Genomic DNA, 22,623 nt, shown 5'->3' with positions numbered 1-22,623 from the left:
TTTTAAAAATTAACATTTAATTTTCCATAAAATATTCTTCCTGGAATATTGTTTATAGATATTACATCAGTATCACTTTGTCTCGGGTCAGTAAATTCAAAGACGTTATCTACACCAAAGCCAAGTTGATATTTTTTATAAAAAGTTTTATTAATAGCTAAGTCCCAAATAGAATATCCTTCTACAAATTCATCGAATTTATCTAAGTATTGGTTTTGATTGGTATCGAATAAACCATATTCACTTCTATAAGTACCTCTTATATTGGCATCAAAATTATAGGCCGAATTCTTATAAAAGACTTTGATATTAGCCATATGTCTAGAGCGGTTAGCTAAACCGAAATAATCCTTCTTTCTTAATGTATACGTAACTGGACTACCTGGTACTAAATTAGAAACAGTAACTTCTCCGTTTTCAAATTTTTCCTCAGCCTCTACACTTTTTGCATACAATAATTGATAACCACCACTAATTTGCAACTGTTTAATAGGTGCATAAATGGTGTTAAACTCTAGACCTTGCGTATAAACTTTACTAAAGTTTCTATAACCAAATACATTTTGACCGTTAGCTCTACCAACTATAGGATATGCCTCTATTAGGTTTCTTATATTATTTCTAAATAAATTGACAGATGCTTTTAATTGATTATTGAACTTATAATCTATCCCAAAATTTAAATTTACTGACGATTCAGGCCTTAATTCATCTGAGAAATCTCTATCTATAATTTCATTTAGTTCTTGTAGAGAAACTAATTGACTTCCAGTTTGCTGATTTAAAAAAGCTCCATCGTTATATAATTGCTGAAGTCCTCCGGCTGTTTCAAAATAACCTAATACTGTATAACCTACAGCCGGGTTTGTGAAGTTTAAATACAATTGCCTGAAATCGGGTGCTTTATAACCATAACCCGCTGAGGCTTTTACAGCAAGTTTATTGGTTATTTTATACCTAGCAGCCAATTTTGGACTGAATTGAGATTTATATTCGTTATGAGCATCATAACGAGCACCAGCTATTATATTTAACTTTTCGGTTGGGTTAACATCGTATTGAGCAAAAACATAAGGAGCATTAAATTTTGGTTTTATATCGAATAATGTTCTATCTATTCTTTCATGGGTTAATCCTCCTCCAAAAATAACACTATGAGCTTTATTTGGTTTGTAATGAGCTCTTACTTCTGGCCTAAAAAATAATTGATTAAAAACATTACCATCTTCAATAGAGTTATCTGTAAATCGAGAATAGCTTTTTGTTTTGTATTGAGTAGCATATAATTCAAAAGAAGCATCCCATTTACTATTAAATTTATGATCTATCTTAAATTGAGAATTATACTCATCTAAACGCTCTCTATAATAAATAGGTAAAACCGTATTAACAGATTCTTCTTTCCTTTTTTGATGAAAAAGTCTAGCTAAAAATGTTAAACTTGTTTTCTTATTTAACTCATACCCCAACTTTACTTGTGCAGTTAAATTATTAAAAGGATTTAGTGTTCTCCCTTCACTAAAATTATCTAAATCATATCCTTGTGTAGAATATCTGTTTACTAAACCACTAAAACTAAGCTTCTTCTTTTTAAGGTTAAGGTTTACACTAGTATCATGGGTATTGAAAGTACCAGACCTATGATAAAAATTACCTGTTAATGTATCTGTTGGGGTTTCAGTAATAACATTTATAACACCACCCATTGCTTCGCTACCATATAAACAAGAAGAAGCTCCTTTTACTATTTCTACTTGTTTTACATTTGCAACTGTAATCCTACTCAAATCAAAATCACCTGTTAACCTTCCTATTAATGGAACACCATCAATCATTACTAAGGTATACTGAGAATCCATTCCTTGAATTTGTACTCCCTCTTGTCCATGATCTTTAATGGTAATTAAACCTGTTTGCTCGTTTATTAAATCGCTTAATCTAATAGAGTTAGATGCCTTTATTTGCTCTTTAGTAATTATTTGAGCTGGCAATGGTAAAGAAGATAATTGCCTTTCTGTTCTAGTAGCTGTTACTAATACCTCATCTAAATTAGTAATAGAATCTTTCTTTTTAGAGTTTTCTTGTGAGAAAACAACACTTCCTAAAAGTAAAAAAAGTAAAAAAGTATTTTTATTTAGACTCATTCTTTATAAATTTGCCGACAAATATAACAGCTTATTTTAAATCAATCTAAATAAAATTAAATTATTTTTTATGAAACAATTTTCTTTACTAATATTAATACTAGTAAGTATTTCATTATCAGCACAAAACAAAAAAGAACAAGATCATCAAGCTATTAAAAGCATGTGTGGATGTTACAAGGTAACTTTCAATTTTGCTGAAACATTTAACTACAGTAACGATTCTTTATACAAACCTTCTAAAATGAAATCTGAATCTGCCATAGAATGGGTACAGTTAGTTGAAGATAATGATAATAAAGTGTCAATGCAACATTTATTGCAAGTTGGCAGATCTGACAAGCCTTATATTGTAAAACACTGGCGTCAAGATTGGTTATTTGAAAATACCAATTTCTATATGTTCAATACAGGTAACAATTGGGCTTTTGAAAAGAAAACTCCTGAACAAGTTAAAGGCCAATGGACACAAAAAGTATATCAAGTCGATGATAGTCCGCGTTACGAAGGATCTGCTACCTGGGTACATGTAGATGGGAAAAGCTTTTGGGAAAACACAACTCCTGCTCCATTACCAAGAAGAGAGTATACTAAAAGAAGTGACTACAATTTAACAATGCGTGGAAATAGACATGAAATAGTTGGAGATAACTGGATACACGACCAGGACAATGACAAAATTCTGAGAGAGACAGGAAAAGAAGATTTTATTTTAGCTAAAGAAAAAGGCTATAATACTTATGAGAAACTTCCAGACGAAAAATGCAAAGCTGCTCAAGAATGGTGGCAGAAAAACATTAACAAATGGAAACTAGTTCGTAACAAATGGACTGAGGTTTATGGTAGAAACAAAGACTTAAGTCTAGAAAAGAAAGTAGACAACAAATTATTATACAAATACTTGTTTTCTGAATACTACGAAACTAAAAGAAAAATTGCTAAAATAATTGATGCTTTTGTAAAAGATGACTCTAATGACAAGGCTGAAAAATAGAGTAAAAATGAAGAAGATATTTTATTTATTATTAATTAGTCTTAATTTAGTTAATGCTCAAGAAAATCAGTTTTTAGAAAGGGGGTTCTGGAAAGAACAACCTTCTATTAAAACAATTGACCAAAAAATAGCTGAAGGTAACGACCCAACAGAATTAAATCGTTTTGGTTTTGATGCGGTAGCTTGGGCACTATTAGAAAATGTTGACAACAATACCATTAAACACCTTTTAAAGATTAAAGGTAACGGTGTTAATAAATTAACTCACGACGGAAGAACATATATCTTCTGGGCGGCTTATAAAGACAATATCGAAATTGTAAAGTACTTAATAGACAATGGCGCTAAAATGGATGTTATTGATGACAAAGGTTATTCAATAGTAAATTTTGCCGCTACAACTGGTCAGCAAAACCCTAAACTATACGATTTACTAGTTAATAACGGAGCTCAATTAGATGCTGTAACCCCAAAAGGAGCCAATGCTTTATTATTGGTAACGCCTAGCTTAAAAAACTTAGATTTTATTAGCTATTTTACCGACAAAGGTTTTAAACTCACTGACGTAGATAATAACGGTAATGGCATGTTTAATTATGCTGCTACTAAAGACAACAGAGAAATATTAAATGCCATTATCGCCAAAGGTTTACCTTACAAGCAATTAAACAATAACGGAGGTAATGCTATGTTATTTGCAACTAAAGGTAGCAGAAGAGGTTATAACTCTTTAGATTATTTTAAGTATCTAGAAAGTTTAGGAATTTCTCCAAACATCAAAAACAAAAATGGTAGAACAGCTTTGCATAATTTAGCATACAGCTGTAAAGATTTAGAAGTCTTCAATTACTTTATAGATAAAGGTACTGATGTTAACTCTACCAATAAAGATGGAAATACTGCCCTACTTAGTGCTAGTTACAGAAACAATATAGAAGTTATTGAACTGTTGCTAAAACATACTAAAAATATTAATCACACTAACAAAGAAGGAGCTAGTGCCTTAACTTATGCTATAGAAGGAAACTCTACTAAAGTAATTGACCTATTGCTTAAAAAAGGAGGAGATTTAACTGTTGTAGACAAGAAAGGAAATAACCTTATGTATTATTTACTTCAATCGTATTCTCCTAAAAAAGAAAAAGAATTCACCAGTAAAATAGAGTTATTAGGAGCTGCAGGACTTGATCTGAAATCTAGCCAAAAAAATGGAAATACTCATTATCATATAGCTGTAGATAAGAATAGTTTAGAATTAGCTAAATACTTAAAACCTTTTAAAATAAATATTAATGCCAAAAATAAGGAAGGTTATACTGCTTTACAAAAAGCTGTGATGTCGGCTAAAAACACCGATTTAATAAAATATTTGCTACATAAAGGAGCTGATAAAACAGTTACTACCGATTTTGATGAGAGTGTTTTTGACTTAGCTAATGAAAATGAAGCATTAAAAAACGAAGATTTAAGTTTTTTGAAATAGATTTCCGATTTCTCGGAAAAGACAAAATAAATTTTAATTATGATTAAGAAAATAAACACTTTAGTAACCATTACAATCATTTGCTTAATAAGTTTCGCTTTTACCACTAGCACAAGTAGTAAGTATAAGTGTATGATTCAGATGACAAATTATTCTGGAGAAGGTGCCTATATAGTTGTATCATTATTAGATAAAGAAGGTAACTATATTAAAACCTTAAACGTTAAAGGAGATGATCAAGATTGGTACCACGATATAACTGAATGGTGGGAAAACTTATACGGTAAAAAAAGACCTAACATAGACGCGATTACTGGAGAAACATTAGCTGGAGGAGAAAGAGCTGTAAGTGTTATTGAAATTGATAATGACAAAATTAATTCTGGTTACAAGATTCGTTTTGAAACTGCAGTAGAAGATCAGAAATACTATGCTAATGATATTGAGTTTGAATTAACCAATGAAACAGTAAAAAGCAAGGTAAACGGTAAAGGTTTTATTCGCTATATACGCTTAATACCTCAATAATTTTTCGTTGTAAATTATAGAGCCTCTTAGGTATAATAAGCTAAGAGGTTTTATAATTTTAACCTGAGCGTAATATGACTTTATCAATTTGGAGATATAGCCACTTAGGATTTGCCTTATCATTTTCAGTTTTCATACTACTAGCCTCAATAACTGGTATTATTTTAGCTTTCGAACCTATTAATGAACAGGTAGAAAACCATCATATATCATCAGTTGCCAAAGAACAAACTGTTGCTAATACTATAGCTGTTCTTAAAAAGGAATATATAGAAGTTGTTTCGTTTGAAATAAACACTCATAACCAGGCTCTAGCAGATGTGGTAACTAAAGACGGTGAAAACAAGCAGGTTTTTATTAACCCTATAAACGGAAAAATAATTGGCATCCCTAAAGACACTCACCCTATATTTAAATGGACCACAAACCTACATCGATCGTTATTTCTAAAAAAAACTGGGCGATTTATAGTTGGTCTATGTTCCTTATTTCTTTGTTTAATTGCTATTACTGGTATTATATTAATTTGCAAAAGACAAGGTGGTGTCTTACAGTTTTTCTCTAAAATTGTAAAAGAAAACTCCAACCAGTACTTTCATATAATCTTAGGTAGATGGAGTTTGATTCCTATATTAATTCTAACTCTTACAGGAATCTATTTATCATTAGAAAAATTCTCTTTATTACCAGAGAAAACCATCAACTATCAAATAGATTTTGATAATATTAAAGCTGAGCCAAAAACAGAAGTAGAAAACTTTATAGCTTTTAAAAACATTCAGCTAAAAGATGTAAAACAAATCGAGTTTCCTTTTTCTGATAATATAGAAGATTACTACACCCTTTATTTAACCAATAAAGAGCTCGTTATTAATCAAATAACCGGAGAAGTAATTAGCGAAGAAGTGTACCCACTAAGCAAACTTATATCTTATTACAGCTTAATTCTTCATACAGGTCACGGAAGCATATTATGGTCGTTAATTTTATTACTAGCTTGTTTGGGTATTTTATACTTTCTCTACTCTGGTTTTGCAATGACCTTATCAAGAAAAAGTACCAAAATCAAAAATCCAATAAAGAGGAATCAAGCAGAAATCACACTATTAGTTGGTTCTGAAGGTGGAACTACTTTAAATTATGCTAATGCTTTTCATCAAGAATTACTGAAAAATAATGCAAAAAGCTATCTAACTCACCTTAACAAATTTGGAAACTTTACTTCATTAAAAAAACTGATAGTAATTACAGCTACCTATGGTGATGGGGAAGCCCCTAGTAATGCCAATAAGTTTTTAGAGCTGATTAAAAAACATCCTATTCAACAAGAATTTGAATTTTCTGTTCTTGGCTTCGGATCAAGAGCCTATCAACACTTTTGTAAATTTGCTTATGATGTTCAAGAAACATTACAACAATTACCAAACTCAAAGGAGGCTTTAAAAATTAACACCATTAACAATGCTTCTTTTGAAGCTTATACAGAGTGGCTTAATGAAGTATCAAATTACTTAGATGTTAAGCTTAATATTCAGAAAAAAGATTTAGGCATCAAAAAAATGAAAACCTCATCTTTTAAAGTCCTCAACATTACCTCAAAAGAAAAACAGGTAGACAACACTTTTCTATTAGAATTAAGTTCTTTAACTAACAAGAAGTTTAATTCTGGAGATTTATTAGCTATTTACCCTAAAAACGACGATAGAGAGCGCTTGTACTCAATTTCTAAAACTAGATCAAATTCTTTACTGGTAAGTGTTAAACGTCACCAATTAGGTATTGTTTCTAACCTATTACATCAATTAGAAAAGGCAGATATTCTAGATGCAGCAATTGTACCAAATAAAGAATTTCATTTCCCAAAAAAGGCAAATAAAGTAGTCTGTATTGCCACTGGTACTGGTATTGGACCGTTTTTAGGTATGATTGAAAACAACCAAAAAAACATTCCTATTGATCTGTTTTGGGGAGGAAGAAACGAAGCATCTTTTTCCATATACAAAGACTTTATTTTAAAACAGCAAAGCAATCGTAAACTAAAAAATATTTTTACTGCTTACTCTAGAACTTCTACTACTAAAACCTATGTTCAAGATTTAATTCAACAACAAGATACAGCATTTGCCGAACTATTAGAAAACAAAGGAGTAATTATGATTTGCGGCTCTGTAGCTATGCAAAAAGAAGTTTTAAAGGTATTAGATAGCATTTGCAAAGAAGAGTTAAAAAAACCGCTAAGCTACTACGAAAACAAAGGACAATTATTAATGGATTGTTACTAACACCCACAACCATCATTACCACAAGACTTATCTTTTTTAGAAGGTGGCTTTAAGAATTTATCATACAAAATCCATAAAGCCAAGGCTACAGCAATACCAACTAATATGTTTTGAATAATAGCGTTCATTTATAGTTCTAGTTTCATCATAATATCGGTTTGCTCATCATCACCTAATACAAAAATATGTTTGTCAAATTCTACAAAACCATTTTTTTCGTAAAATCTAATTGCTCTAGTATTTTTTTCCCAAACACCTAACCAAATATATTTTGCATTTTTAGAATTGGCTATATTTAAAGCGTTATCATATAAAAACTGTCCTACTTTTTTTCCAAAATATTCTTTTAAAACATATATTCTTTCAATCTCTATAGCTTTATCATCTTTAAGTTCTGTCTGAGCATTACCAAAATTAAGCTTTAAATAACCAACAACCTCATTAGAGATCTTAGCAAAATAGAATTCAGATTCATTATTATTTAATTCAAGAGTTAACTGCTCTATACTAAACTTTTTATCTAAATACTTAATCATATCTTCTGAAGTGTTTCCTTCAGAAAATGTGTCAGAGAAAGTTTGTCTACCAATTTTTTGTAAAATTTGTAAATCAGAAATATTTACTTCTATTACTTGAATGTCTATAATTTTATTGACCATAGTACAATTTATTATTTTAAAAATTGATACGCTATTAGGGCGCTCATATATGCAATGACAGTCATTACTCCCATTTGCACTAATGGCCACTTCCAGCCATTTGTTTCTCTTTTTACAATAGCTACAGTACTCATGCATTGCATTGCAAAAGCATAGAATAGTAATAACGAAATACCTGTAGCAAACGAATAAATTGGAGTTTTTCTATCTGCACGTAACTCTTTCATCATTTTTTCTTTAACTGGTAATTCTTCTTCTGAACCCACACTGTAGATAGTTGCCATAGTACCTACAAATACTTCTCTTGCTGCAAAAGAAGTTATCAAGCCAATTCCAATTTTCCAGTCATAACCTAAAGGCTCAATTACGGGTTCAATACCCTTTCCTAAAACACCTATATACGAACGTTCTAATTTATAGGAAGCCACTTTAACATCTATCTCTTCTTTTGATAAGTTAGTATTGGAATTTGTAACAATTTCTTCAGCATTCGAAAACTCATCTGAAGGACCAAATGAAGCCAACACCCAAAGTAAAATAGAAATAGCCAAAATGATTTTACCTGCATCAAAAACAAACGCTTTGGTTTTTTCTAAAACTGTTAAGCCTATATTTTTTACTAATGGCATTTGATAATTAGGCATCTCTATAACAAAATAAGAGGTACTCTTCAATTTAATTACCTTGTTTAGTATATAAGAAGCTCCTATAGCAGAAACGAAACCTAATAAATATAACCCCATTAAAACCAATCCTTGAGTATTAAAACCTAAATAGGTAGCTGAACTTGGCACTATAATACTTATTAAAATAGCATAAACAGGTAATCTAGCTGCACAGGTTGTAAATGGCGTAACTAGAATAGTTAATAAGCGTTCTTTCCAACTTTCTATATTTCTAGTTGCCATAATGGCTGGAATTGCACACGCAGTACCCGATATTAAAGGCACTACTCCTTTACCGCTTAAACCAAAACGACGCATAATTTTATCCATTAAGAAAACCACTCTACTCATATAGCCACTTTCTTCTAATACTGCCAAAAACAAGAACAAAAATGCAATCTGAGGTATAAAAATAACCACTCCTCCTATTCCGGGTATAATACCTTCTGATAATAAATCGGTAAACAATCCGGATGGGAGCACTTCTTTAAACCATTCACTTAAACTAGCAAAACTTCCATCAATAAAATCCATTGGAGCTTCTGACCAAGAGAATAAGGCTTGGAAAATCCCGAAAAGAATCACAAAGAAAATAACATAACCAAAAATAGGGTGTAATAAAATCTTGTCTAATTTAGATCGCAAATCGGTTGCTTTACTAGCATCTCTTTCATAGCTTTTAGATAAAGTTTCTTTTATAAACTGATAGCGTTGTATCGTCTCTTGATGCTGTTTTTGCTTTTCTGTTTTTGCTTCTGCTAAAAGAGTTTCTTTAAAATTAAAACAAGATTCTAAAGAAACTGATTGATAGTCTATCAAAATCTCTTTTAAATCTGAGATCCCTTTAGACTTCTTGGTACTTATTAATGCTATTTTAGTTTTTAAAGATTTTTCTAATTCTTGAATATTAATTGAGATTCCTTTCTTCTCAATTTGATCAGCCATATTGATAGCCAAAATTGTAGGCAATCCCAACTCTTTTACTTGAGTATAGAGTAGTAAATTACGTTTTAGGTTTTCAATATCAGCTACTACCACAACAGCATCTGGATAATATGTATTGTCTTTATTGGTTAATACCTCTATAGCAACTTCTTCATCTGCAGAAGATGAATTAATACTGTAAGTTCCAGGTAAGTCAATTATTTGAGCCTTTACAGAATCTGATAATTTACTCGTACCAGTCTTTTTATCCACAGTAACACCTGGATAGTTACCTACTTTTTGATTTAAACCTGTAAGCTCATTAAATAATGATGTTTTACCTGTGTTTGGATTTCCTATAAGTGCTACTTTTAACATATCTTTTGTCTCCTCGAGCGCAGTCGAGAGGTCATTTTTAATCCTTAAAAGGTCTCGACTGCGCTCGACCTGACATATAATTACTTTACAAATTTAATTTGAATGTATTGTGCAACCTCTTTACGAATAGCCAAATAACTACCATTAATACACAAATACAAAGGATCTTTTAATGGAGCTACCTGTACTAATTCTACCTCACTACCTTCTACACATCCCATTTCAATTAATTTTAACGGAATTTCTTCTGCCTTGTAGGATGTTATAATAGCTTTATCTCCTTTTGCTAATTCTAGCAATGATTTCTTTTCTTCCATTATTCAAATTAATTAAACTCAAGAGTTGCTGCTTTATCAAAACCAATTGATACTGCAGTACCTTCAAACAATTGATTCTTCTTTAACAACAAAGTATTCTCTCCTATTTGCAATTCTAATTCATAATTAGCTCCCATAAATTTCTTATTAAGAACCGTAGCCTTAGCAGTAAAATCTACAGATTGATTAATCTTTAAAGACTCTTTACGTATATACACCTTGTTTTGTTCTGAACAACCAAACTGTTTCAACAGCGCATTTTCTAAACAAAGTACTTCTCCAAATAAACTAGCCACATACTCTGTTGCAGGCTGATAATACAAACTTTTTGTGTCTCCTTTTTGCAATAATTTTCCGTTACGCAATACCAATACCTCATCTGCTACTGCTAAAGCATCTTCTGTATCGTGAGTAACAAAAATAGTTGTTGTGTTGGCTTTTTTTATAATCGAAAAAAGCTCATTACGCAACTCATTTCTTAACGATGCATCTAAATTACTAAATGGCTCATCTAATATTAACAGCGAGGGCTTTGGAGCAATAGCTCTAGCCAAAGCTACTCTTTGCTGTTGCCCTCCAGATAATTGATGAGGGTATCTTTTTTCGAATCCTTGTAAACCAACTAAACCCAAAACTTCTGTCACTCTATCATTTTTATGAAGGCCTTTATCTAAGCCATAAGCTATATTTTCAAAAACAGATAAATGCGGAAATAAGGCATAGTCTTGAAAAACCATTCCTACTTTTCGTTTTTCTGGTGCAATAAAGCTAGTATCGGAATTAACCAACTCTTCGTTCAATTCTATTTCACCAGAACTTGGTTTCTCCAATCCAGCAATAAGTCGAGTTAATGTAGTTTTACCACTACCACTTTCACCAACTACTGCATAGTTTTTTCCTTTTTCTAACTGAAAAGAAACACTATCTACAGCAAATGTTTTATCGCCATCAAAAGATTTAGTTACACTAGTTACTTTTAGCATTATTGATTAGTTTATTTAAAAATATAATTGGTATAATTCCAGTAATAATTATAAAAATAGACGGCAAAGCTGCTTCCATTATTTGCTCATCACTTGCATATTCATAAGCTTTAACCGCTAAAGTTTCTACCTGATAAGGCTTTAATATTAACGTTAAAGGTAATTCTTTCATTACATCTACAAATACCAATACAAAAGCACTTAACACTCCTGTCTTAATCAATGGAAAATCTACCTTAAAAAAGGTCTTCAAATTATTTTTACCCAACAACTTAGAAGACTCAACTAAAGACTTGGCTTGTTTATTAGTTAATGCCTCTATAGGATTATAAGCTACCGCTATAAAACGAACCACATAAGCATATAATAATGCCATAATAGATGAGTTTAATAACAGTCCTATTTTTATATCGTAATTCTTCTTCAAAAAAGAAGCTAACCACTTGTCGAATTCTAAAGTTGGAATTAACACCCCTATAGCAATAATAGCTCCAGGTATAGCATATCCTATCACTCCTATTTTACTAAATTGCTTTACTATAGCTAATTGATTCCACTTACTTGTATACAATAAAACTAAAGCCATTACAACTGTTAATAAAGCAGACAAAAAAGCTATTCCTAAACTTTGAAGTGATGTAGTTATAAAGCTACTAGTAAAAACCGATTCGTAGGTTAAAAAAGCCCATTGTATTAGCTGAATTAACGGAGCAATAAAACCAAAAAACATAGGAATAGCTACAATAAAATAAATACCAATACTTACACTATTTCTTTTACGAATTCTAGTTAAACCGTATTCGCTTTTAGAATTCAAAGAATAATTTTTATTTCTACGTTGCCATCTTTCTAATAGTAATAATATAAAAATAATACTCACCAATAAAGCTGATAAATAGATAGCCGTTTCTGGTTCTTCTAATGAGAACCAAGCTCTAAAAATTCCCGTTGTAAATGTGTTGATTCCATAATGTTTCGCTGCTCCATAATCATTCAGCACTTCCATTAATACTAATACCAAACCGCTAATAATTGCTGGGCGAGATAAAGGCAATATCAACTTAAAAAAGCTTTTAAACTCTCCTACTCCCAACATTTTTGATGCTTCTAATAATCTACCTGATTGATATAAGAAAAAGGCTCTGGCAGAAACATAAACATACGAATATAAAGAAAGGCTTAATACCCAAATCAAACCTGTTAAATTCATCACATCTATTTTAGGAAAGGTCTTTCCGAATAGTTGTTCTAATAAACCTCCGTAATCTACAATACCTGCATAGGCATAAGCGGTAATGTACGATGGAATTGCTAAAGGAAGAATTAGCAACCACTCAATTTGTTTTCTAAAAGTAAATTCATATCTAGAAACCACCCAAGCCGAACTTACTCCTATTAAAAGGCTCAATATACTTGTACCTATTAGTAGCCAAAAACTATTAGCTAAATAACCTGGTAAAATTGTTTTTTGAAGATGTTGCCAAGATTCACCCGGTCCATAAAACAAATAGGTTATTAAGGTAAATATGGGCAAAGCAATAAAACAAACAAAGGTCAGTGATAACACTGACCAATGGTTGGCATCTCTTTTTATGTGCTTTAGAAATCTAAACAAATTATTTTATAATTAATAATTCTTAAAACTAAAAACCTCCCTGTCTTTCAGACATCTCTCCTTAATAAGGAGGGAAAACTTGGAATTTAAATTTTATTATTACTCCTCAATACCAAAACTTGATTAATAAATTAGCATGTTTTCACTCGAAGTTACATTCAATTCTACTTCAATTTCGAATTCAATTTCAACTTGAGTTGTTTATTTCCAACCAGCAGTGTCAAATGTCAACACAGCTTTTTTATTGTTCTCTCCTAATTTTTGTAAAGACAAAGTATCTTCTTTAAAATCTCCCCAAGACTTTAATAAGTCTGAAGCTTCAACTTTAGTGTTTACAGGATATTCATAATTAGCTTGAGCAAAAACTTTTTGAGCTGGTTCTGAAACTAAAAACTCAATAAATTTAATTGCATTTTCTTTGTTTGGTGCATATTTAGCAACACCTGCTCCACTTACGTTTATGTGCGCTCCTCTTCCTTCTTGGTTTGGAAAAAACACAGTAACTCCTTCTCCAGCTTTTATTTCTTCTGGGTTTTTAGAGTTTAATAACTTCCCTATATAATAGGTGTTAACTACAGCAACATCTCCTTCTCCAGCCACAACCGCTTTTACCTGATCTCTATCGTTTCCTTTAGGATCACGAGCCATATTAGCAACAATTCCTTCAGCCCACTTAGCTGCTTCATCTTCTCCTTTATGAGCAATAATAGATGCCATTAATGACTGGTTATAAATATTACTAGATGAACGAATTAATACTTTCTTTTTCCACTTATCTGAAGTTAAATCTTCATATGTACTTAAATCTTCTGGCTTCACTCTATCTTTAGCAAAAACCAATACTCTTGCTCTTTTCGTTAAAGCATACCAGTTATTATCTGTATCTCTTAAATGAGCAGGAACCGTATTAGTTAAGTTCTCTGAAGTAGCAGATTGTAATAAACCTTTGTCTTTTGCACGAACTAACCTACCAGCGTCAACCGTAATTAAAACATCTGCAGGAGAATGCTCTCCTTCGGTCTCCATTTTTTGAATTAACTCGTCTGCTTTCGCATTTACAACATTAACTTTAATACCCGTTTCTTTTTCAAACTGAGCAAATAACTCTTGATCTGCCGGATAATGACGGTGAGTATATACAGTTACTTCTTCTTGTTTTACAGGTTCAACTTCTTTTTCTTCTTGCTTTACTTCTTTCTTACAAGAAAAAATTGTCATTGATACAGCTAATACGTAAACTAGTTTTTTCATCTATTAAATTTTGTTGATTGCAAATATAAACTTATTTGTAATTATTCTAAATAAAACTGATTATAATTTTACCTGTAAAGTTGCATACCAATTTCTAGGTGCTGAAGGTATAATACCAGGCCCAGGATAACCTGTTGCTCTTCTCGTAAAATAATGATTGTCTAGCACATTATTTATTCCTGTTTCTAGTTTGAATCTCTTATAGGTATAAGATAAAGATAGATCTAGAACATCATAACTAGGAATTGGACCCAACAATCCTGTTACAGAATCTGTACCTGTTGCATTTGTTGCGTCTGTAAATTGTTGAGACAAATAACTGTATTGAACTGATCCCAATAAATCTTTATACCCAAATTTAACCCCTGTCTTAAAGTTAAAATCAGGGACAAACTCAACATTTTTAGTTGAATCATCTACATAATAAGAATCTAAAACAGATGTATTAGCAAATACATTCAACCTATAATCATTGTCTTTTATTAAAAGTTTTGACACATCTATATCAATTAAAGATTCTAAACCATACATAACAGCATCTCCAATATTTGTTCTCACATTTTTAACCTGAAAATTAGAGTTCTCTCGTTGAACTAAACCAATTCTATCGTTATAAAACAATCCAAATAACCCAACATCATACGATACAATTTTCTTAAGATTACCTCTTACTCCAATATCTGCTGTAAATCCTTTTTCATCAGTTATATTCGGATCTACTTCATAAGAAGGATTGTTTATCCTAATATCTGAAAATGTAACCGAACGGTAATTTTGAGAAATATTTCCATAAACTTCTAACACATCTAATGGCTTATAACTTACACCTAAACCAAGCAATACAAACGAGCGATCAAACACTCTATTATCTTCCTCATCTTCTACTATCACAACCGTTCCGTTACCTAATGTATTAGTTCTGATATACCTACCTTCTGTTTCTGTTTTTATATATTCGAAACGAAAACCAGGAGTTATTGAAAGCTTATCATTTATATAAAATATATTCTCTCCAAAAACTGCTAAGTTCTGATTAGGATAGGTAAAGTTAGATTGCGAATGATACGAATCAAATAAAGACTCATCAAAATCGAAATTAGCATTAGAGGTTGTAGTTCCTGGTCCCTGTTGATCTTTATTTCTTGCATTATAATACTTGGTTCCTATTAAGAAAGTACTCTTCTTATTAAACAAAGAATATCTATGAACCAATCTAGCTTCTAATCCAAAGTTTCTAAATTTACCTTTAATTAAATCTCTCGGTGCAGATAAATCATCCGCATCACTTACTCTATTGGTTCTATAACCTAAAGCGTCTCTAGATGCGTTTAACCCAAAAAAGTTAATGGTTGCATTTGTTTTCTCAGAAAATTTATGCGCAAGCTTTAAATTATACAACAACCAATTTACTTGAAACCAATTTCTTGATCGGTTACTTTGAAAAGGATCTTCTTCAAACATTCTATCGGTTAAACCACCCGCTTGTTGTGCCAAATAATTCATGTAGGTTATATCTGCACTTAACTTAGTTTTACTAGTAAAATCGTACACAAAATGACCAAATGCATTTTTTGATTCAAATCGTGAATTATCTCTAAATCCATCTCCCTGTTTATAATTATAGTAAGTATAATAACTAAATTTATTAGCCGTACCACTTAAACTCGTAAAGTTTGTAGCGAGTCCATTACTACCCGTTGTAAAACGAGAAATCAGTTCTATTTTTTTATTTGGGTTAGGTTCTTTCATTTTAAAATTAATTAAACCTCCAAACTGAGTACCATACTGTAAAGAGGCTGCTCCTCTAATAATTTGTATTTCACTCAAACCCTCTGCAGCAGGAGTGTAATAACTTTCTGGATAGCCTAATACATCTGCACTTATATCGTAACCATTCTGTCTAGTATTAAAATTAGCTGTACGGTTAGGGTCTAAACCTCTACCTCCTATACTTAATTGCAAACCAGCATCGTCTGTTTCGTAAATATTTAAACCCGCTACTTGATTGTATAATTGCCTTGTATTATTTGTTGCTATATTAGCTAGAGACTCCTCTACTAAAACCACCTCTGTTTTTTTTCCTGCATAAATAGCAGTTTCTTCAACGTCTTTTAAGCGTTTTAAAGCAAATACTTTTTTCCTTCTAGCGGTTAATTCTACTTCTGTCAAATTACCTCCAATTTCATGTAAAACAATTTTTACTTTAGATGATGGAGCTGTTAACTCTTTTTCTAATATTGAATATGAATCCAAATACAAAACAACTTTTAAATTTTGTTTTTGTGACACAAAACTAAAAAGCCCATTATGATTAGTCTGCGTAAGTAATCCCCCACTAGAATTATAGATAGCTACTTTTGCTAACGGAATATCTTTTTGATCTGTTACAACACCAGAAATAGTTTCTTGTGCCAGTCCGATAGAGCTAAACAAAACAAAAAACAAAACAATCTTAGTTATTATTTTACAATCCATCAATCTTATCTTTAAAAGGTAAAATCCAATCTTTATGTTTAAACGATTCTTTTTCTTGATATAAATCTACTGTAGGATCTATAAATGGTTGACTTAACCTACCATTTAACCCTACAAAACTTTCAACAAATACCTGAATATTTTTATGGCCATCTTTTTTAAAATGATTTCCTAAAAAATGAGCATATTCCAAAATAAAATCTGGTTGGGTGCTCATTTGTTTTTCTTGAAATGAGGTTAGAAAGTCATTATTTTCTACATAAAAAAACCTTCCGGTTTCAGCATCTACTATTTTAAAATTAGCATATCCAGCTTTTTCTATTAACATTACTCGCCAAGAAAAACGATATCCTTCTTCTGTCCAAAACAATTCTCCAGGATACAATACATACCTAAAAGGTAATAGCAATTGAGCAGCAAAAAATGTTGCTAAAATATAGGTTACTAATTTCTTATTAGTATACTTATAAAACTGAGTTTCTTCTATTCTGAATTTTGATGACTGAAAAAACTTAGCTAGCAATCTCCTTAAGCCATTTATTACTTTTTGATGAGTTAATGAATCAAAAAAGATAAAAGCACTCACTATCATAATAAACGGAAACATTCCTATTGGAAATAATACCCATGTAAATACATGAAAGAAAATTACTGCTGCAAAAGCAATCTTTCTGGTTGGTTTATACAACAATAAAAAAGGAATTACCAAATCATAGAGCATTCCGCTCCAACTCATTGCATAATGAAACCACTCTTGTTGCATTATGGTTTCGCCTATAATAGGTAAATCGTATTTAGATGGCAACCATATTTTTAATGGCATAGCTCTAAACAACCAGTCTGAATTAATTTTTGCTAAACCTGCATAGAAATACACAATACCTAACAATAGTTTAATACCATCTACTGTCCATTTAGGTACTTGTTTAAACTGCTTTTTCGTCAATAAATTATCTGCCGAAAATGTAGCATTTGCTGGAACAAAAATAAGTACAAACGCCATTAAACTAATAAAGTAATAATGGTTTAAATATGTAGTTTTATCCATTAACTCTATGTAGGTAAAGCTCAAGAAAAAACTAACAATGGCTATTCTATATTTAAAACCAATAGCCACACAAAAAGCAGATAAACCACAAATAAAAAACAACCAATAGGTATATTCTCCTATAGGCTTTATCCACTCGAATCCGTGGTAGGAAAAAAAGAATTTTGGTTGTATATAAACCGAGTCTATCCAACCATTAACCCAAAACCTTATAATGCTAATTAACATCATCAACCCAAACCCTATTCGGAAAACAGCTAAAGAAGCTGCCGAGGTTGTTTGAGTAAAGTAAAGCTTGGGGGGGTATTTCATAAACAAAGAAAAGAGGCGATTTCTAACGCCTCTCTATTATTTCATTATAAATTTTAATTAATCTCCGTCATTATCGTAATAATCAAGTTCTACATTAAAAGCAGACCTCATATCTATTTTTAACATCGGAACTAATTTTTGAATTTCTGTATAAGTTTCTTGTACAGGTGTTACATTAGTATTAATTTGATTAGATAGATCAGTATCTAATCCATTTAATTTGGTTCTTGCTGAGCCCATTTGAGCAAGCATTAAAGGTACTAAATCTTGTCCATCTTTTTTAGCATCTAAGTACGCTAAATAAGTTTTAAAACTTTCTCCTATTGCGGCAGAATTATAATGTTTACCACTAAAAAAATCTTCAATTGCAGATAAAACTACTAATAATAATTCTTTAGATTTTTTTCCATAACGAGACTCAATATAAGTAGGTTCAACACCATTTCCTGTAAAAATACCTAAAGGATCTCCTAATTTATATTTTCTAAAATACTTTTCATAATTATAGATATAATCATTTACTAAAATATTTACTCCTCCAGCATTTGTATTTTCTGTTAAACCTATAAAGATATTTCTGTATCCAGAGTTCCAATGATTTAATACAGGTGTATTTAAGTCTTTTAACCTATTAACAACAGCTGTTAAATAGTTTTTATAATTGGCTGCATTCGCCTCAGAATCGTACTTAGCTAATATTGCAGTATCATCTGCTGCTACACCATATAGTAAATAATCTAATGCTGGAAAACCTTGTTGTACATTGGTAGAAGACAAAGTTAAGTCTGTAAAGTTATTCGTAATATTTGTTTCTATACCAGTAACGTCTGTAGGAAATCTATTCACCCATCTAGTCACATTTAATTCAGCAGCTTTAGAAAAATCACTAAATAGTATTACATATTGCCAAGTTTTATACGCTTCTAACCAAGCAGTACGCAAAGCATCTAAATTAGTTTGATCTACAATAGTTGTGAAATTAGTTGTAGCTGTTTGTAATGCCGTTAACTTATTTTCGTAATCTGTATAAGCAGGAATAATAATATTATCTGCCCAATTGGTTAACATGGCTGCTCTATCAAAGTTATCTGTATTTCCTCCTCCAGAAGAACCATTATCCGAGCTACAAGCCCATACTAAAACGGTCAAAACTAAAATTGCTAAAAACTTCTTCATTAGATTAGTTATTTAAATTTATTCTAATTAAGCGCAAATATAAAAAAAAGCGACTAACAAATAAATGTTAGCCGCTTTAAAATTTAAAATATTTTGAATTATTAGCTGCCTGCTTGTGCAACAGTAAAGTCAAACTTAGCAGCAATTGCTTCAGATACAGCGTCTAAATCTGCTCCAGTAAGATCCCATAGACCATTAGTACTTCCTATAAGGTCATTTAATAAACCATCTACCTCTGCTTTTGTAAAATATGTTTCTTTAACATCAGATTTTCTAATAAAGCGTAAGCTATATACAAAACCTAAACCTTCAGATAAATCATGAAAAGCAGGACCTTTACCAGAAGCATCATCTAATTGATTCTTACCTGCTTGTAAGTAATAAACAGCTCTAATAGCAATTACTCTAGATACTTGGTAACGAATTACCTCTATTGCCTGATCTCTTACATCATATTTTTGATCTACAATTGCTTGTCTAGCAATTCTAAAGGCCGTTTCAATTTCATTCTTAATTCCTGTAAAATCAGTATCAGCATCTACTTTACCTAAATACTTATTAAAGTAGTTAGAATCTGCACTATTTAACAAGTACCCGTAAGCCTCATCAAAGTGGTGTTCCATATCTGTATAATTATTTTCTACAGTAGAGTTGTCATCATTAGCTACACGAGACATATAGTTATTAGTAGCTTGATCTACCTGTAAAGCTCCTATTAAACCTTTAGCAAATAACTGATCGTTTTCGTAACCTTTAGCGTTTACATAACGTGTAGAAGACCCATCTGCTAACTGACCTGCAGTTCCAGCAGCTGCATTGGTGCTCCAGTTAGGAAATACGTTTGCTACCTGATCCGTAATCAACCCATCAAAGTAAGTTTTAATTTGAGATCCTTCTACAGTACCACTAAAGAAATCGTCTGAATTTCCTGTTTTTCCTTTAATATTTTTTCCACTTGAATTTAAAGTAGCATCAGAGAAAAAACCATCGTTAGCCGTATGGTTATACATACCTTTTAACTGGGCTTCTGTTCTTGCTGTATTCTTTAAACCTTCATCTCCTTGTTTGTTAGTTATATAATCTAACATATTAATACGAGTAGTTTGTCCTCCATAACTTACAGATGTTGCATTATTTCTTGTCCAATTATAAGTTGCTGGAGCTACAACACCATCTAAATTAATATCTGCTACTGTTTTAGCAAATGTAGGAGTAGCCCCTCCATTATTATCATCACTTGAACATGATACAAAAGACAACGCAGTTACAACTGCTAAGCTTAATACTACTTTTCTCATTAGTTTTTATTTAGAATAATTATATTTAATTAATTTCTTGCAAATATAAAGACTCATTCTAAATAACAAAAAGTTATTTAGAATAAATTAAAATAAAAAAACTAACTTGTTGATTTACAAATTAATGATAATTATTAAAAATATCTGAAGCTTTATTAAAAGCTGCTTCAAAAGCCATAGGATTGACATTTGTATTCGCTTTTTCGGTAGTGAAATAGGAAACCATTTTTTCTGTAGGCATATTTCCTGTAAGTTCATCTTTTGCCATAGGACAACCTCCGAAACCTTGTATAGCTCCATCAAAACGGGTACAACCTGCCTGATATGCTGCGTTTACTTTTTCATGCCAAGTAGTTGGTGTTGTATGCAAATGAGCACCAAATTCTATATGCGGATACTTGGGTATTAAATTAGAGTACAAATAATCAATGACTTCTGGGGTAGATGATCCTATAGTATCTGACAAAGACAAAATTTTTACTCCCATAGTAGATAGCTTTTCTGTCCACTCTCCTACTATCTCAACATTCCACGGATCTCCATAAGGATTTCCAAACCCCATAGACAAATAAGCTACAACTTCTTTATCGGCTTGATTAGCTATATCCAAAATTCCCTTAAGTGTTTCTATAGATTGAGCTATTGTTTTATGTGTATTACGCATTTGGAAATTTTCTGAAATAGAAAACGGATAACCAAGATATTGAATTGGCTTATGCTTTACTGCTTCAGTAGCTCCTCTAATATTGGCAACTATAGCTAATAATTTGCTTTGAGTTTCAGATAAATCTAATCGAGCTAAAACCTCGGCTGTATCAACCATTTGAGGAATCGCTTTTGGCGATACAAAACTTCCAAAATCTATAGTATCGAAACCACATCTTAAAAGCGATTGAATATATAAAACCTTTTTCTCTGTTGGAATAAACTCTTTGATACCTTGCATTGCATCTCTAGGACATTCAATAAGCTTAATATCTGGTTTATTCATTAGGTCAAAATTTTCGTAAAAATATAATTTTTAACTCATTTATACTAGCTCTACTTATCTATATAGTTACTTCTTTTTAAAAACAAAAAACAAACATGTTGATTTTCAAGAACTTATGTAATTAAAACTAAAAAACTACGACTACTTTTTATAACCAATAAATAATTTGTCATGAAAAACAAACTAACTCTTTTAAAAAAACTTGTTGTAACTCTAATATTAATTTCAAACCTATTCTTATTTAGTCAAACAACTGCCGTTTATGACATAACTTTTACTAGTACTTGGAACAACCAAGATCATGGAACTTTACCACCTGGTCCGCATTGGTCTGATTTAGTTGGTGCTACTCACAATTCAGATTTTGCTATGTGGAATCTAGATAAAAAAGCCAGTTTAGGTATTAAAAATGTGGCAGAATTAGGCCAAGGTAATGAATTATTAAACGAAGTAAATACAGCTATTTCTAATGGTCACGCTGACTTTTTTAGGCAAACAAGTTTTAGCCCAAATAACGCTTTAGGAATTGCAACTTTTACAGGTTTACAAATAGACCCCAATTACCCACTGGTTTCTTTAGTATCTATGATTGCTCCTAGTCCTGATTGGTTTATAGGTGTATCAGCTATATCTTTATTAGATGAATCTAACAACTGGAAAAGCGATTTTACAATTGATGTCTTTCCGCTAGATGCTGGAACCGATAGTGGAAGTAGTTATACAGCTGGAGATATGGTTACTGACCCTCAAGAAAATATTACTAGTCTAGTTAATATCAGTCCATTTGGAACAGAAAGAATAGGTTATTTTACTTTTAGTTACAGAGGAGTTTTAAGTCTAGACGAATTTGAAAAAAAGCAACCAAAAATTTTCCCTAACCCTGCAACTAACTTACTAACAATAGACAATTTAATTGAATTTGAAAAAATAGAAATGTTTGATGTAACTGGAAAAAGGGTTTTTAAAGAACTATTAGACAATGTTTCTAGTTATAGCTTTAATACCGACCGTAATGAAAATGGAGTCTATTTTATAAAATTAACTAATAAAAACAATAGCAGTACTATTAAAAAAGTACTCATTCTATAATTTGGAAGCTG

General features: G+C 31.3%; 18 protein-coding genes. 5 read left to right on the top strand and 13 right to left on the bottom strand.

What is annotated here, in order from left to right:
* Window positions 1-2: 2 nt before the first annotated feature.
* The gene (locus ACFQ1O_RS08090; protein WP_377715196.1) at window positions 3-2,144 is read right to left on the bottom strand and encodes a TonB-dependent receptor plug domain-containing protein; all 2,142 of its coding nucleotides are present in this window, start codon (window positions 2,142-2,144) and stop codon (window positions 3-5) included.
* Between the two features lie 70 nt (window positions 2,145-2,214).
* Between ACFQ1O_RS08090 and ACFQ1O_RS08085 the strand changes: the two genes are divergently transcribed.
* From ACFQ1O_RS08085 to ACFQ1O_RS08070, 4 genes are all read left to right on the top strand, one after another.
* On the top strand, window positions 2,215-3,138 hold the full coding sequence (locus tag ACFQ1O_RS08085) for a DUF6607 family protein (RefSeq protein ID WP_377715194.1): 924 nt from the start codon (window positions 2,215-2,217) through the stop codon (window positions 3,136-3,138).
* Between the two features lie 7 nt (window positions 3,139-3,145).
* Complete coding sequence (locus ACFQ1O_RS08080; protein ID WP_377715192.1) at window positions 3,146-4,621, top strand: ankyrin repeat domain-containing protein; 1,476 nt, start codon at window positions 3,146-3,148, stop codon at window positions 4,619-4,621.
* Between the two features lie 39 nt (window positions 4,622-4,660).
* On the top strand, window positions 4,661-5,149 hold the full coding sequence (locus tag ACFQ1O_RS08075; RefSeq protein WP_377715190.1) for a DUF2271 domain-containing protein: 489 nt from the start codon (window positions 4,661-4,663) through the stop codon (window positions 5,147-5,149).
* Window positions 5,150-5,223: 74 nt separating this feature from the next.
* Complete coding sequence (locus ACFQ1O_RS08070; RefSeq protein WP_377715188.1) at window positions 5,224-7,431, top strand: PepSY domain-containing protein; 2,208 nt, start codon at window positions 5,224-5,226, stop codon at window positions 7,429-7,431.
* On the opposite strand, the gene ACFQ1O_RS08065 is transcribed toward ACFQ1O_RS08070, so the two are convergent.
* From ACFQ1O_RS08065 to ACFQ1O_RS08010, 12 genes are all read right to left on the bottom strand, one after another.
* Entirely contained in the window at window positions 7,428-7,559 is a 132-nt protein-coding gene (locus ACFQ1O_RS08065; RefSeq protein WP_377715186.1) for a FeoB-associated Cys-rich membrane protein, read from the bottom strand. The two genes, ACFQ1O_RS08070 and ACFQ1O_RS08065, sit on opposite strands and share 4 nt — an antisense overlap.
* Entirely contained in the window at window positions 7,560-8,078 is a 519-nt protein-coding gene (locus tag ACFQ1O_RS08060) for a GNAT family N-acetyltransferase (protein WP_377715749.1), read from the bottom strand.
* Between the two features lie 23 nt (window positions 8,079-8,101).
* Complete coding sequence (gene feoB / locus ACFQ1O_RS08055; protein ID WP_377715184.1) at window positions 8,102-10,057, bottom strand: ferrous iron transport protein B; 1,956 nt, start codon at window positions 10,055-10,057, stop codon at window positions 8,102-8,104.
* A gap of 80 nt (window positions 10,058-10,137) precedes the next feature.
* The gene (locus ACFQ1O_RS08050; RefSeq protein ID WP_377715182.1) at window positions 10,138-10,374 is read right to left on the bottom strand and encodes a FeoA family protein; all 237 of its coding nucleotides are present in this window, start codon (window positions 10,372-10,374) and stop codon (window positions 10,138-10,140) included.
* A gap of 8 nt (window positions 10,375-10,382) precedes the next feature.
* Window positions 10,383-11,357, bottom strand: a complete 975-nt coding sequence (locus ACFQ1O_RS08045) for an ABC transporter ATP-binding protein (protein WP_377715180.1) — start codon at window positions 11,355-11,357, stop codon at window positions 10,383-10,385.
* Window positions 11,341-12,891 carry an ABC transporter permease gene (locus ACFQ1O_RS08040; RefSeq protein WP_377715178.1) on the bottom strand — a complete coding sequence of 517 codons (1,551 nt, stop codon included), beginning with the start codon at window positions 12,889-12,891 and terminating at the stop codon, window positions 11,341-11,343. The genes ACFQ1O_RS08045 and ACFQ1O_RS08040 overlap by 17 nt, the downstream gene beginning before the upstream one ends.
* Before the next feature lie 282 nt (window positions 12,892-13,173).
* Entirely contained in the window at window positions 13,174-14,223 is a 1,050-nt protein-coding gene (locus ACFQ1O_RS08035; RefSeq protein WP_377715175.1) for a Fe(3+) ABC transporter substrate-binding protein, read from the bottom strand.
* Window positions 14,224-14,283: 60 nt separating this feature from the next.
* A complete protein-coding gene (locus tag ACFQ1O_RS08030) occupies window positions 14,284-16,698 on the bottom strand; it encodes a TonB-dependent receptor domain-containing protein (RefSeq protein ID WP_377715173.1) in 2,415 nt (804 codons plus the stop codon).
* The gene (locus tag ACFQ1O_RS08025; protein WP_377715171.1) at window positions 16,688-18,058 is read right to left on the bottom strand and encodes an HTTM domain-containing protein; all 1,371 of its coding nucleotides are present in this window, start codon (window positions 18,056-18,058) and stop codon (window positions 16,688-16,690) included. Before ACFQ1O_RS08025 ends, ACFQ1O_RS08030 begins: the two co-directional genes overlap by 11 nt.
* A gap of 57 nt (window positions 18,059-18,115) precedes the next feature.
* On the bottom strand, window positions 18,116-19,234 hold the full coding sequence (locus ACFQ1O_RS08020) for an imelysin family protein (protein WP_377715169.1): 1,119 nt from the start codon (window positions 19,232-19,234) through the stop codon (window positions 18,116-18,118).
* A gap of 101 nt (window positions 19,235-19,335) precedes the next feature.
* Window positions 19,336-20,532 carry a DUF4856 domain-containing protein gene (locus ACFQ1O_RS08015; RefSeq protein ID WP_377715167.1) on the bottom strand — a complete coding sequence of 399 codons (1,197 nt, stop codon included), beginning with the start codon at window positions 20,530-20,532 and terminating at the stop codon, window positions 19,336-19,338.
* Between the two features lie 121 nt (window positions 20,533-20,653).
* Window positions 20,654-21,523: a hydroxymethylglutaryl-CoA lyase gene (locus ACFQ1O_RS08010; RefSeq protein ID WP_377715165.1), complete on the bottom strand. Its 870-nt coding sequence runs from the start codon at window positions 21,521-21,523 to the stop codon at window positions 20,654-20,656.
* A gap of 171 nt (window positions 21,524-21,694) precedes the next feature.
* On the opposite strand from ACFQ1O_RS08010, the gene ACFQ1O_RS08005 reads away from it, so the two are divergent.
* Window positions 21,695-22,612: a spondin domain-containing protein gene (locus ACFQ1O_RS08005; RefSeq protein WP_377715163.1), complete on the top strand. Its 918-nt coding sequence runs from the start codon at window positions 21,695-21,697 to the stop codon at window positions 22,610-22,612.
* The last annotated feature ends 11 nt before the right edge of the window (window positions 22,613-22,623 follow it).

The organism is Pseudofulvibacter geojedonensis, from assembly GCF_042675745.1.
Lineage (GTDB): Bacteria > Bacteroidota > Bacteroidia > Flavobacteriales > Flavobacteriaceae > Pseudofulvibacter > Pseudofulvibacter geojedonensis.
This window is presented reverse-complemented; position numbering and strand designations above follow the sequence as displayed.

Excerpts from the sequence above, each read along its gene's own strand:
- ACFQ1O_RS08090 (WP_377715196.1), bottom strand. The coding sequence starts at position 2,144 with ATGAGTCTAAATAAAAATACTTTTTTACTTTTTTTACTTTTAGGAAGT.
- ACFQ1O_RS08085 (WP_377715194.1), top strand. The coding sequence starts at position 2,215 with ATGAAACAATTTTCTTTACTAATATTAATACTAGTAAGTATTTCATTA.
- ACFQ1O_RS08080 (WP_377715192.1), top strand. The coding sequence starts at position 3,146 with ATGAAGAAGATATTTTATTTATTATTAATTAGTCTTAATTTAGTTAAT.
- ACFQ1O_RS08075 (WP_377715190.1), top strand. The coding sequence starts at position 4,661 with ATGATTAAGAAAATAAACACTTTAGTAACCATTACAATCATTTGCTTA.
- ACFQ1O_RS08070 (WP_377715188.1), top strand. The coding sequence starts at position 5,224 with ATGACTTTATCAATTTGGAGATATAGCCACTTAGGATTTGCCTTATCA.
- ACFQ1O_RS08065 (WP_377715186.1), bottom strand. The coding sequence starts at position 7,559 with ATGAACGCTATTATTCAAAACATATTAGTTGGTATTGCTGTAGCCTTG.
- feoB (WP_377715184.1), bottom strand. The coding sequence starts at position 10,057 with ATGTTAAAAGTAGCACTTATAGGAAATCCAAACACAGGTAAAACATCA.
- ACFQ1O_RS08050 (WP_377715182.1), bottom strand. The coding sequence starts at position 10,374 with ATGGAAGAAAAGAAATCATTGCTAGAATTAGCAAAAGGAGATAAAGCT.
- ACFQ1O_RS08045 (WP_377715180.1), bottom strand. The coding sequence starts at position 11,357 with ATGCTAAAAGTAACTAGTGTAACTAAATCTTTTGATGGCGATAAAACA.
- ACFQ1O_RS08035 (WP_377715175.1), bottom strand. The coding sequence starts at position 14,223 with ATGAAAAAACTAGTTTACGTATTAGCTGTATCAATGACAATTTTTTCT.
- ACFQ1O_RS08030 (WP_377715173.1), bottom strand. The coding sequence starts at position 16,698 with ATGGATTGTAAAATAATAACTAAGATTGTTTTGTTTTTTGTTTTGTTT.
- ACFQ1O_RS08025 (WP_377715171.1), bottom strand. The coding sequence starts at position 18,058 with ATGAAATACCCCCCCAAGCTTTACTTTACTCAAACAACCTCGGCAGCT.
- ACFQ1O_RS08020 (WP_377715169.1), bottom strand. The coding sequence starts at position 19,234 with ATGAAGAAGTTTTTAGCAATTTTAGTTTTGACCGTTTTAGTATGGGCT.
- ACFQ1O_RS08015 (WP_377715167.1), bottom strand. The coding sequence starts at position 20,532 with ATGAGAAAAGTAGTATTAAGCTTAGCAGTTGTAACTGCGTTGTCTTTT.
- ACFQ1O_RS08010 (WP_377715165.1), bottom strand. The coding sequence starts at position 21,523 with ATGAATAAACCAGATATTAAGCTTATTGAATGTCCTAGAGATGCAATG.
- ACFQ1O_RS08005 (WP_377715163.1), top strand. The coding sequence starts at position 21,695 with ATGAAAAACAAACTAACTCTTTTAAAAAAACTTGTTGTAACTCTAATA.